Genomic DNA, 12,091 nt, shown 5'->3' on the forward strand with positions numbered 1-12,091 from the left:
AGTAGGAACTAAAGTCAAACACTTGTTACTCGGTACTCACCCATTACCCATTACCTATTAGCAATCCCTACTGCTTCGCTGATGGAATTTAAGCCGTTTTCCTCTAGTTTGGTTAATAAACCGGACAGGATGCGGCGTACCATCATTGGCCCTTCATAAATCCAGCCTGTATAGACTTGGATGAGGCTGGCACCGGCTGTGATTTTTTCCCAGGCATCCTCTGGGGTGAAAATGCCACCAACGCCAATGATGGGGATTTCTCCTTGGGTTTGTTGGTAAATGAAGCGAATTACTGCTGTGGAGCGATCGCACAATGGCTTTCCACTAATTCCCCCGGCTTCTTCTTGGGGGGATTTACCAGTTTTTTCTATCAACTGGGTTTTCAGTTCCTCACGGCTGATGGTGGTGTTGGTGGCAATTATTCCTGCTAGTTTGTAGGTTTTAGCCAGAGTAATAATGTCAGCGATCGCATCCCACTCTAAATCTGGTGCTATTTTTACAAAAATTGGCTTTTGTGATTTGTTGTCTGTTTGTAGCAAGTCCAATATCTGACTAAGCATGGAGGCATCTTGGAGCGATCGCAATCCTGGTGTATTGGGAGAAGAAACATTCACAACAAAATAATCACCCAAATCTTGAAGCAAGCGAAAGCTCTCCAGATAATCCTCTGCTGCTACTTCTAAAGGTGTGATCTTAGATTTACCCAAATTTATACCTATGGGTATTTTCCAAGATTTTTCTTGCTTAAGAGTTGTTAATCTTGTTTTCATTGCTACTGCACCAGAATTATTAAAGCCCATACGGTTAAGTGCAGCTTTGTCTAAAGGTAAACGAAACAATCGGGGGCGAGGATTACCAGGTTGTCCATGATAAGTAACAGTACCCAGTTCAGCAAAGCCAAAACCAAAACTAGACCAGATATTAGCCGCAACGCCATCCTTATCAAACCCAGCAGCCAAGCCTATGGGGTTAGGGAATTTTAATCCAAACAGATTTTGTTCTAGACGTGTATCATGTAAGCATAAAGACTGTTCTAAACGAGAAACTAACCATTTACCAAGCGGATAATTGCTTGCTTGTGACAGGGAAGTAAAACTATGAATTGTGTTTTGGTGTAACCACTCTGGATCGGTTCTCACCAGAGTAAATAAAAAAGGACTAATTACTGCTTTATAAATATCCAAACTAGGTTAACATCTACCAATTATTACTATTATTATCAGATACCAAATCCAGGATTAATCCGAATTATTTTCAGGGCATCCTTAATATATTACTACAACCTATGTCCACGGATAATCAGATGGGGCATTCAAAAAAGCCTATACCCGCCGAACCACAAATTATGTCTGTGGGGAAAATTCTCCAAAATCTCAGAGATGAAGATCATGTTGATGCTCTGATCACAATTACTATTGCTTATCTTAGAGAACAGTTTGACTACCAATTTATTTGGCTTGCCCTTTACGATCAGGTGAGTAAAAAATTACATGGTCAGGGGGGTATAACCCCAGATGGAGAGACAAATATTTTAACAAGATCGATTTTGGTAAATCCTGGTAACTTATTAGCGCAAGTAGTGACTGAACTTTGTCCTGTGGGCGTAGCTAATTTACAGGGAGAAGTCCGCGCTCCGGAATGGCAAGACGTTGCTGCTAAATATAATATTCAGGGGACAATCGTTTTACCAATTCGCTATAAAAATAACTGTTTAGGTGTGGTATTACTAGCTTCACAACGCTGGGGTTACTTACTGGCCGGAGAAGCAAGGGCCAAACTATTGATAGTAATAGGTGAATTAGGAGTAGTACTTGATCACCATCAAAAAGAAGGAAATTGGCAAAATAACGCTAATAATTCTCCTACTGAATCATTATTAAAACTCCTGGAAAATGTACGCTCCCCAAGTAACTTGAATAAAAGGCTAGAAGCCGTAGTTAATGAAACCCATGAATTTATTGCTCCCTCGCGGACAAATATATACTGGTTTGAACGGGAAGGACACTATTTTTGGTGTCGAATGAGTAGTCAACTAGTAAGTATAGGTAGGGATTGGAGCGAGCAGCCAGCATCGGCAGGGATAAAAGTACAAGAATTGGGGGATGTTTATTATTCTTTAGCGGTTAACCAACTTGTCTGGCTTGGTGAATCCAATAGTTCCCTGAAAAGTCATGTTCAAGATAAGTTGCTAAAACGCCTGGGAGTGCGATCGCTTTTAGCATCTCCTATTATCTGGCAAAAAGACTTACTAGGCTTTCTAGCAGTGGAAAGCACTGAACCACGAACTTGGACTCAAGCGGATAAAACGTTCATTCAAGGTGCAGCTGGCTTACTCTCCTTAGCGGCTCCCAATGACAGAATCGACAGCACAATCAAACAAGTTCAACAAAACTACCAACTTTCCGTCAAATTTTCCCAAGCAGTCCATCAAGAACAAGACCTAGAACAAATCTTACAACGGTATGCTACAGAACTTTTAGAGCAACTAAGTGCTACACGCTTTTTACTCTTAGAGTACGATCCTCATCAAAATATTTATCAAATTATTTACCAAAATGTGCTGAGTAGTCGCCGATTGTGGAAATTTATTCCCACCCCTCTTTCGGAAATGGATTCTCAGCTTTTGCAAAATACCAAGCAAGCGATAGACATTGAAACCCTAGACCAAGATTTGCGTTTATATAGCTGGCATACCCAGTTGTTAGAAAGTGGAGTGCGATCACTCTTAATTTGCAACTGCATTCAAGGACATCAACCCGAAATATTGCTAATGCTGACCAATGACAGCCATCGTTCTTGGACAATTTTAGAAAAAGAATTGTCATGGGTAGTTAGTCAGTCTCTTGGTGTCATCGTCCGTAATCGCAAGTTAAATGTCATCACTCAAGAACAGCAAAAAATTGCCAAAATATTCAAACAATACCCAAACATACTCATACAAACAGACTGCGAAACTACCCGATCAACAGCCCTGAAATATATAGCAAGTGTTTTGGAATGCCGTCTAGCTGTCATCCTAGCCTGGACTCCTGGACAAAATCGAGCAGAAATTATTCAAGGCATAATTAGCAATCATATATTTGGGATTGTTGCAGATGCACCTATTTTGATCCAAAAAGATGTTCTCATCGAGTTGGCATTAGCACATAATAGTTACTTGATTTTTAAAGCTGATGATTTACCACCAGAAACCAGACAATGGTTAACTATTCCTGATCAGGGTAGAGTCTTGGTAATGGCATTGCGTACCACAGATGGTTCTCAACCTAGAGGTATAGTGTTGCTGGCAGATTATGGAGAACAACCTTGGTCAGAACTCAACCTCAATGCAACTGCTACCCTCATTACTCAATTAGCTTGGTGGTATAGTCAACAGCAAATCACCCAAAAGCTCAAGTCCAAAACTGAAGAATTACAAGAACTTAACTGGTATAAACATCGTCGTTTAGAAGAAATTCATCGAATGTCAGCCATAGTACTGACTCAAATTCGTGATTTGGGTATTCCCAGTAATGAACTCACTCAAATGCGTTACAAGCTCCTGCTGCGGCAATTAAATTACATTGCCAACTCAATGACAGGAATCATCAAACAAGAGCAGTGGCAGTTGCACCTGAGTGGGGAAACTATGTCAATTTCCAGTTTATTAAAGCGATCTGTTGAAAGAGTAGACAGTTTGGTTAAGCAGCAACAGTTATGGATAGGTTTGCATGGTTTGGGAAAACCAATTGAAGATGGGGAATCACCCAAAAGTGGTTCATTATTATCTGGAGAGCTAATTACTGCTAACAATCCACCCCCATTAGCTACATCTGGTGATATCGTCAAGATTGAATTAGTTATCTATGAATTATTAGTCTCTGCCTGTAAACGTTCTCCCATTGGTGACAGAATTGATATCTGGTGTCGTCGGTTAGATGAGCGCTTACTAGAAGTATCTATTACAGATAATGGCATCATTGATCCACATTTATTAGCAGAATTAAATCACAATCGATCCAAGGATATACTCGCTTCTGCACAACTCAACCAACCACCAGGGTTACATCTGCTAATTTGCCAAAACCTGATGCAGCAGTTGGGCGGAGAATTGCATATATATCAATTACCAGATAATCGAGTAGCAAGTCGTTTAGTCTTACCTGTAGCTCCTCAGAATGCTGAAGGATATACTTTAGCTGAAAACCAAATAAGCCCTACCCCTTACTCTTAGGAGGGTGGGATGAATTTTGGTCGATGACGAATCGCCAATCTTGGTTTTTAGTGGTGAATCAATTAATGTTTTCATCACTTGAGTCTGACAATTATGGAGTATGGTTTCAGTCTCTTATAGGGTGTAGTTCAGTAAGCTCACCAACCGCGTCAGACTCGATAATTAGGCATAAAAGTCTTTCCGTTAGGACTAGAAGTCAGGAGTCAGGAGGAAGAATTAGAAGGAGATCAGAATATTCTCAAATCTGGGTAAATGAACGGTTTTTGATGATTTCATCGCTTATTTCTTGCACCTTCTTATACTTTTCAGCCTGAAACTGTTGATATATCTAGGTTTTAGGTTTATTAAGCAAGCCCTACTTAATACTTCAAATGAGACGTGTTCGTTCTAAATCTGATTTACCAGAAAAAATCTGTGCAGTCTGCCAACGTCCCTTTAGTTGGCGCAAAAAATGGGAAGATTGTTGGGATGAAGTTAAATATTGCTCAGAACGTTGTCGTCGTCGCCGTTCTGAGGCTAAAGGAGATAAGTAATTGGGAATTTGGGAGTGGGAAGATAATTGACAATTTATAACTGATAACTGATAACTGATAACTGTTAAAGCTACTCAAATGCAAATAAATGATATTACAAGTACAACCTAAATTAATTATTCATGGAGGGGCTGGTAGTTCTCTCCAAGGTAAGGGAGGATTGGAGGCTGTACGCAACTCCCTTTCCAAAATCATCGCTGAAGTCTACTCTCTATTGCTTAAGGGTACAAATGCTTCAGAAGCCGTAGTCCGGGGTTGTCAAATGTTGGAGGATAATCCTCGCTTTAATGCTGGTACAGGTTCGGTATTACAATCTGATGGTCAAATCCGCATGAGTGCTTCTTTAATGGATAGTACATCAGGGCGTTTTAGTGGTGTAATTAATGTTTCACGGGTAAAAAACCCGATTGAAATGGCGCTATTTCTGCAAAACTCTCCAGATCGGGTATTGTCTGATTACGGTTCAGCGGAGTTGGCACGAGAGCTACAAGTTCCTAGTTACAATGCTTTAACTGATTTGCGACTGAAAGAATGGATGGAGGAACGTCAAGATAATTTTAAAAGGACGATGGCTGGGGTGGTTGCAGAACCGGAAGTAGCAGAAAGCTCTAATGCTGGCAGAGGTACGATTGGTGTAGTGGCTTTAGATAGTTATGGTCAGTTAGCTGCTGGTACTTCCACTGGTGGTAAAGGCTTTGAGCGTATTGGTAGAGTCAGTGATTCTGCGATGCCTGCGGGGAATTATGCTACCAAGTATGCTGGAGTTAGCTGCACTGGAATTGGCGAAGACATCATTGATGAGTGTTTAGCTGCCAAGATTGTGATTCGAGTTAGTGATGGAATGTCTTTGCAAGAGTCGATGTTGCGCTCATTTACTGAAGCTAGTAAGAATGACAGAGATTTGGGTGCGATCGCTCTTGATGCGACTGGAACGATATCCTATGGTAAAACTAGCGAAATATTACTGGCTGCCTACCACAATGGCGAAACAATTGGCGATACTCTGGAATGGAATGATGGCCAATTGATTGGTTATTGTTGATTTTTCTACAACTATTAGACAAGAGCGTGAAAATGACTGTAGAGACATTCCACCGGAACGTCTCTACAAGGGTTTTCATCCTATGTATGTATATGTTATTGAACGCGAGTCAGTTGTAATAACTCTTGGGGAGATGCCAACATATCGATCGCAACAAAGAAGATTTTTCCTTCGGGATTGATGAGGAAGCGCCACGCAATATTCATACCCACGGTGACACCAAACCAAGGTGTTTGCACTACACCTGTGATTTTTAGCTGTTTAGAACCATCTGCTCGCACCTCGCAAATACCTTGTTGTGGCATCATGTTGAGTCCTTGAGCTTCTTCACGCATATATTTAGCGATCGCTTGAGTGCCAACAATTGGCTTTTGGAATGGTGGTTGTAGCGCACCATCAGCAGTGAATAAAGCGATCGCAGCATCAAAGTTATCTGCATTCATTGCTTCAATGTAGCCCAACACAGCTGGCTCTGTCACACCCTCAATTTTGACTGAAGAAATGCTAGGAGTTGTCCGTTGGAAAGCAGGTTCTGCATCTGCTTTTGGATAACTGCTAGGAGCAAGTTCAGAAGTATCAAATCCCATATTGACTACGGTGTTACGCAGTACTGTGATTTGTTGACCTTGATCAAGTTTCTGGGTTGCTTCCAACACTACTTTCACGCCAGGAGACATTTGATAACCCACTGGAATAGGAGTGACGAGACCCTTTTTCATCAATTCTCCTAACTCATACCAGAAAGCCAGTTTGGTATTAACACTGAAGAATCCGTAAGAACGGCTAATAGGAGTGTCAGCACGACTAGCAAGATCGCGCATCACTTTTGTTTGCTCTTCAGGAGACATGAGCTTAATTTGGGTGAGCAAGCTTTCTGCTAGTTGCAGACGTGCGGCTCCAGGTGCTGCGGGGGTAATTGTTTTACCCATTTCGGTGTACGCATACCAAAGATATGCAAGTTGATCATCTACATTGAGTTGATCGAATAAGGCGATTGTTGCTGGAATTAAGCTAGGAACTTGAGTGTTAGAAAAAATACTTTGAGCAGATTGGATAGTCAAGGTCATAATCAAAATCTCCAATAATGGTTGTTAATTTGTAGCTTTCAAAATTCCCACACAGAATCTTTAAGCTGATGCTTTTCTGGTCAAAACTGCTGGCGCACACTAAGTTAATTTACCTAGAAGCCGCAGCTGCACTAGGGACTGTTATGCACATCAATATTTAGTTGAACCTGAAGGTATAGGTTTACCTTTGCTGGTTCATAATTCAACTGCACTTAATTTATGCAGTTCTTTGATTAGCGATTTATCTTTATCTGTAAAGAACTGTAACAAGATAAATAACTTTTGTAAAGTTACTGATATTACGAGTTGACAAAAATACCTAAATATGAAATTAGGCTTTCGTATAAAAATTTTATGTTAGCAGTGGGGGATTTTTTTAACGCCGAGGAAAGGTGGAGGTTTGATGAAAGTGATAAAATTTCTGCGTAAAAAGAAAGGTGCGTTAGCAATATAACGCACCCTATAAAATTTTTCTTACTCAGGATTCAGTACTCTTCTTGCGCCAACCTGGTTTCACAACTTGACGACTCCGCGCAATTACCAAAGAATCGTTAGCAACATCTTCTGTCACCGTTGAACCTGCGGCTATGTAGACATCATTGCCTACAGTAATAGGTGCAACTAAAACACTATTAGAACCGGTTTTGGTGCGATCGCCTATTCTTGTGCGATGTTTCTTCACACCGTCGTAGTTTGCAGTAATTGTCCCCGCACCGATATTGACTTGAGTTCCGGCTGTAGTATCGCCTAAATAGGATAAATGAGCTACATTAGTGCGATCGCCCAATTGCGTATTTTTCAACTCCACAAAATTGCCAATTCGACAATTAGCACCCACTTCTGCATGACCACGCAAATGAGCATAGGGGCCAATCTTAGTTCCCCCCTGGATGAAGCTATCTGTAATTACAGAATACTGAACAGTTACATTTTCACCCAAATCGCTATTTTCAATTAAACTCCCAGGGCCAATGCGACTACCGGACTTAATCACAGTCTTACCTCGCAAGTGGGTTTGAGGTTCAATAATTACATCTGGCTGTAATTGCACCGTTTCATCAATAGTAATACTTGCCGGATCAATCAGCGTCACACCGGCTAACAACCATTTTTCCTTAATGCGTCTTTGCAGAATATCGTTAGCTGCGGATAACTGCAATCTATCATTAATTCCTAAAATTTCTTGATCATCTTTCACATCTACAGCCATCACTTTACCAACTTGGGTAACTGCATCTGTGAGATAATATTCTTTCTGAGCATTATTGGCTTCTAATTGAGGCAGAAACTTTGCTAAATCTGGCCAACGAAAACAATAAATTCCAGCATTAACACAATTATTTTCTTTTTGGCTAGGAGTGCAATCTTTATCTTCAACCATTTGTTGCACAACACCATCACTATCACAAAAAACCCTACCATAGCCTTGAGGATTTGATAACTTTGCAGTCAGAATAGTACAGGAATTTTGGTTTTCTTGATGGGTTTGTAAAAGATTTTTCAAAGTCTCTGTACGTAACAAAGGTACATCACCATTCAAAATCAACAAATCGCCAGTATAACCTTCTAAATGAGGAATTAATTGCTGAATAGCATGACCTGTACCTAATTGTACAGTCTGTTCCACAAACTCCAATTCAGGAATTGAACCCAAAGCAGTTTTCACTTCTTGAGACTGATACCCAACAATCACTAACCTTTGTGAAGGCGAAAGAGGTTCGACGCTTTCAATGACACGCTCAACTAAAGATTTTCCACCCAAAGAATGTAAAACTTTAGGCAGATTCGATTTCATTCTTGTTCCTTTTCCTGCCGCGAGAATTGCTACAACAACCATAATTAAATATCGGTAAATTACAATGAACAATCTTTTTAGTATTTTCTGAATCAGACTCAAATCATATCCGAGTACCGAGTATTGAGTGCTGATTAGCTTATTAATCTTTTACCTCCTGACTTCTACCTCCTTTTAATTCCACCTTTTTTTCCACTGAGAGGTAGATTCTAAAACAGAAGCTTTTTGCTCTTGTTGTCGTCGCCTAATTATAACTTCAGCAGCATCTCTCAATTGAGGATCACGATAAGGAATAGCCGCACGAGTTTGTAAATGTTCTTTTTCCTCTTCCGATAGAGGGGGAATGGGGATAATTTCTTCGTCCTCGTCTCCCCAACTATCCACCGACTCATCTCTGGGATATGCTGCTATAGTACCAGGTGTATGTCTTCCTATGGGTGTCGTAGAACCTATAACCAAGCCAGCTGCTAAAAGTGCAGTGCGTACAGCCGCAGCGCAGGAATAAGTCGCTAGTAAACCATTGTGATGTAAACACAAAGCAAGTTTTTGTATAAATTCCACAGTCCATAATTGCGGACATTGCGGTGGTGAAAAGGCATCAAGAAAAATAGCATCAGCTTGGAAACCTGACTTTTGTAATATCTGAATTGATTCTCTAGCATCACCTATGAGTAACTTTGCTTTTAATCGCTCTGTATAAGATTGATGCTTAAAAGCTAATTCGTTCAAGATTTGCCTAAACTCGTATTCCCAATCATAGAATATACGCTGCTTAATGGCTGCTTGGGGGACTGCTGGATTTATTTCTAAACCAATGACTTCGACATAACAAATGGGATTTACTTCCCAAATTACCTGTAAAGCGGCGGCTGTGTTGTATCCTAGACCATAACAAACATCTAAGATCCTGACTATTCCATTTCCGGCTGCTTTCTGCACTTGACTAGGAAGTACAAACTTCAAATAAGTCTCTTGTCTAGCACCAAAATGGCTGTGAAAAGCCTCGTCAAATTCTTCCGAAAAGAAGGTAAAAGAACCATCTTGTGTTTGTTGGGGTATAAAATTATCTGGATCTGATATTTTGTTCATAATACTAAACTAATAATTAATCACTAATGACTACTTCAGTTTTTGTCTCGCCTAAATGGTTATTTGAACATCTTAACGATTCCCAAGTTGTAATTGTCGATTGTCGCTTTTCTTTGGCTGATTCGCAATTAGGACAAAAGCAATATCAAGAAGGTCACATACCTGGATCTTACTATTTAGATTTAAATCAAGATTTGTCCAGTCCTGTGGGAGAACATGGAGGCAGACATCCTTTACCTAATACCGATGATTTAGCTGATAAATTAGCGAAAATCGGGGTTAATTACCAAAAAACCTTGGTAGTCGCCTACGATGATTCTCGCTTGGCGTTTGCTTCTCGTTTATGGTGGTTATTACGGTATTTGGGGCATGAACAAGTAGCCGTTTTAGACGGGGGTTTTGCTGGTTGGCAAAAAGCTGATTATCCTGTCTCAGAAGTGATTCCAGCAGCTAAAACAGGGAATTTTGTTCCGCAAATACAAGCGCATACAGTTGTAGATTATACTTATGTTAAAAATCGCAAAGATCGTCCAGATATAGTTTTGGTAGATGCAAGAGAGAGCGATCGCTATCGCGGAGAACGAGAACCCATTGATAAAATTGCCGGTCATATTCCCGGTGCTATAAACTATCCCTGGCAAGAAGTAACCGACACGAATGGTTTTCTACTCCCCCAATCAGAACAACATCAACGGTGGAAACAACTAGAAACATCTAATGAAATTGTAGTCTATTGCGGTTCTGGTGTCACAGCTTGCGTAAATTTACTTTCTTTAGAAATTGCAGGAATTTCCAAAGGTAAACTCTATGCTGGGAGTTGGAGTGATTGGATTAGTCATTAGTAATTGGTAATACGAACTATTTAAAATCTTCCTAATTCAAAACCGTAATTAATGCTAAAAAACCAACTGGAAAAATCAATATTGGGGGTTGTGGAACCACCAAAATTAACACCACCTTGCAAATTCAAATTATTTGTGTCAGATACACGATAATTTAAATTGCCAAATAAACGATGAAATTGGTCTTCTCTATCACGTTGGGTAAAATCTGACAAGCTAAACTGATAGTTCAGACCAACTTGTAAGGGTTTTTCCAAGTAATAGCTTAAAGAAAGCCATAAAGAATTTACTAAACGACTGCGCCTGTCTGGATCAGAAAAGTTTACATTAAATTCATAAAGGCTATCTAATGTCAACTTATCTGTAAGTGTATCCCGTCTTCCCAAAGATAACTGCACAGAATTTTCATTTAAAAACCTATCTCCGGCTGCAAAGAAATCACTATTTTTAGAATAAAATAATTGTTGATTACTCAAACTAAATTCTGCATACATTTCCCGCGTTATTTCTTGATAAAGACCCAGGTTGAATCGTACCTGATTATAATTGAATTGTGATTGGTCTAGATAACGAATCAAACTGCCATTAATTGAGCCATTTAAATAAGTATTAGATCCGATAGGGAAATACGCTGAAGCCAGTGTCAGTCCAGAAAAAATTAAACCATCCTTTATTTGATCTTCATTGATAGAAAAAATATTACTTGTCTGAAAATAGCCGACATTACCCCTTAAATATCCTATGGGTTTAAATTGATCTGCGGGTTTATCTTGCGGTGCTGGTATTTCTGGCAGGGGTCTTGGCCGCACTCTTAATATTAACTCCTGTTCTTCATTTGCTTCATCAGAAGACGGTTGTTGTTCTTCTTGAGACTGGGTAAGTATTTGTGTTTTTCCCATATCATCTATTGAAGCTTGATTTAACCGTTGTGCTGCTAATACAGGAGACAATAGAGGAATATCATCAATTTGATTTTTTGACTGAACTAAACTAAATGCCTGTTGAGTCTTCCCTGATTCTTCCCTCTGCGCTTGCTTGATTTCAGCCGTTAGTGATTCTATATTTGACGGTGTTTCTAAGTCTATAATCTGTAACTCACTTGTTTCCTGACTAGTTTCTAATAAGACTAAATTAGTTATATTTGATACTGAGGATTTTTGGTTTAGTTTTGTCTCTGCTTGGGCAGAACAACTTCTGTTTATACCCATACAACAGCATTGTCCACCACTAAAAACTAACAAAATTGCCAATAACAAATCTTTTCTTATCTTGGTTTGCATCTTGTATGGTGTTTATCGCAGCTAGTCTTAGGTATCATTTTATCTGAATTGATATATAGCCAGAGTATATTTTTTTGTAAGAGGGTGTTTGAAAAGTCTCCTTCCATGTCATGCTGAGGAACGAAGCATCTCAGTATGTGGGCTAAACTCCAGATTCTTCGTTGCGTAAGACTCCACATGGCTAACGCCACGCTTCGCGAACAGAATGACAAATTATACGTCCCTAAACT

General features: G+C 39.8%; 9 protein-coding genes. 4 read left to right on the plus strand and 5 right to left on the minus strand.

Features of this window, described 5'->3' with window-relative positions:
• Positions 1–50: 50 nt before the first annotated feature.
• Positions 51–1,184 (minus strand): quinone-dependent dihydroorotate dehydrogenase, encoded by a 1,134-nt coding sequence (locus AC012T_RS03650; RefSeq protein ID WP_487063187.1) that lies wholly within the window; start codon positions 1,182–1,184, stop codon positions 51–53.
• A 101-nt stretch (positions 1,185–1,285) separates the two neighbouring features.
• Between AC012T_RS03650 and AC012T_RS03655 the strand changes: the two genes are divergently transcribed.
• The 3 genes from AC012T_RS03655 to AC012T_RS03665 all read left to right on the plus strand — a co-directional run bounded on the left by AC012T_RS03655 (position 1,286) and on the right by AC012T_RS03665 (position 5,788).
• Entirely contained in the window at positions 1,286–4,213 is a 2,928-nt protein-coding gene (locus AC012T_RS03655) for a sensor histidine kinase (RefSeq protein WP_487063189.1), read from the plus strand.
• Positions 4,214–4,584: 371 nt separating this feature from the next.
• Entirely contained in the window at positions 4,585–4,746 is a 162-nt protein-coding gene (locus tag AC012T_RS03660) for a DUF2256 domain-containing protein (protein WP_081593725.1), read from the plus strand.
• An 88-nt stretch (positions 4,747–4,834) separates the two neighbouring features.
• The gene (locus AC012T_RS03665; RefSeq protein ID WP_487063191.1) at positions 4,835–5,788 is read left to right on the plus strand and encodes an isoaspartyl peptidase/L-asparaginase; all 954 of its coding nucleotides are present in this window, start codon (positions 4,835–4,837) and stop codon (positions 5,786–5,788) included.
• 95 nt (positions 5,789–5,883) lie between these two features.
• Here the strand turns inward: AC012T_RS03665 and AC012T_RS03670 are convergent, their stop codons facing one another.
• The 3 genes from AC012T_RS03670 to AC012T_RS03680 all read right to left on the minus strand — a co-directional run bounded on the left by AC012T_RS03670 (position 5,884) and on the right by AC012T_RS03680 (position 9,739).
• Positions 5,884–6,855 (minus strand): orange carotenoid protein N-terminal domain-containing protein, encoded by a 972-nt coding sequence (locus AC012T_RS03670; protein ID WP_487063193.1) that lies wholly within the window; start codon positions 6,853–6,855, stop codon positions 5,884–5,886.
• A gap of 478 nt (positions 6,856–7,333) precedes the next feature.
• Positions 7,334–8,692 carry a bifunctional UDP-N-acetylglucosamine diphosphorylase/glucosamine-1-phosphate N-acetyltransferase GlmU gene (glmU, locus tag AC012T_RS03675; RefSeq protein WP_487063195.1) on the minus strand — a complete coding sequence of 453 codons (1,359 nt, stop codon included), beginning with the start codon at positions 8,690–8,692 and terminating at the stop codon, positions 7,334–7,336.
• A gap of 132 nt (positions 8,693–8,824) precedes the next feature.
• Complete coding sequence (locus tag AC012T_RS03680; protein ID WP_487063197.1) at positions 8,825–9,739, minus strand: tRNA (5-methylaminomethyl-2-thiouridine)(34)-methyltransferase MnmD; 915 nt, start codon at positions 9,737–9,739, stop codon at positions 8,825–8,827.
• Positions 9,740–9,765: 26 nt separating this feature from the next.
• Between AC012T_RS03680 and AC012T_RS03685 the strand changes: the two genes are divergently transcribed.
• Positions 9,766–10,581 (plus strand): sulfurtransferase, encoded by an 816-nt coding sequence (locus tag AC012T_RS03685; RefSeq protein WP_487063199.1) that lies wholly within the window; start codon positions 9,766–9,768, stop codon positions 10,579–10,581.
• Positions 10,582–10,601: 20 nt separating this feature from the next.
• On the opposite strand, the gene AC012T_RS03690 is transcribed toward AC012T_RS03685, so the two are convergent.
• On the minus strand, positions 10,602–11,861 hold the full coding sequence (locus AC012T_RS03690; protein ID WP_487063201.1) for a porin family protein: 1,260 nt from the start codon (positions 11,859–11,861) through the stop codon (positions 10,602–10,604).
• Positions 11,862–12,091: the final 230 nt, after the last annotated feature.

This window comes from Anabaena sp. EIM26, assembly GCF_057568715.1.

Bases quoted from the DNA above. Each gene is read 5' to 3' on its own strand.
- AC012T_RS03655 (WP_487063189.1), top strand. From the start codon at position 1,286: ATGTCCACGGATAATCAGATGGGGCATTCAAAAAAGCCTATACCCGCC.
- AC012T_RS03660 (WP_081593725.1), top strand. From the start codon at position 4,585: ATGAGACGTGTTCGTTCTAAATCTGATTTACCAGAAAAAATCTGTGCA.
- AC012T_RS03665 (WP_487063191.1), top strand. From the start codon at position 4,835: ATGATATTACAAGTACAACCTAAATTAATTATTCATGGAGGGGCTGGT.
- AC012T_RS03670 (WP_487063193.1), bottom strand. From the start codon at position 6,855: ATGACCTTGACTATCCAATCTGCTCAAAGTATTTTTTCTAACACTCAA.
- glmU (WP_487063195.1), bottom strand. From the start codon at position 8,692: ATGGTTGTTGTAGCAATTCTCGCGGCAGGAAAAGGAACAAGAATGAAA.
- AC012T_RS03680 (WP_487063197.1), bottom strand. From the start codon at position 9,739: ATGAACAAAATATCAGATCCAGATAATTTTATACCCCAACAAACACAA.
- AC012T_RS03685 (WP_487063199.1), top strand. From the start codon at position 9,766: ATGACTACTTCAGTTTTTGTCTCGCCTAAATGGTTATTTGAACATCTT.
- AC012T_RS03690 (WP_487063201.1), bottom strand. From the start codon at position 11,861: ATGCAAACCAAGATAAGAAAAGATTTGTTATTGGCAATTTTGTTAGTT.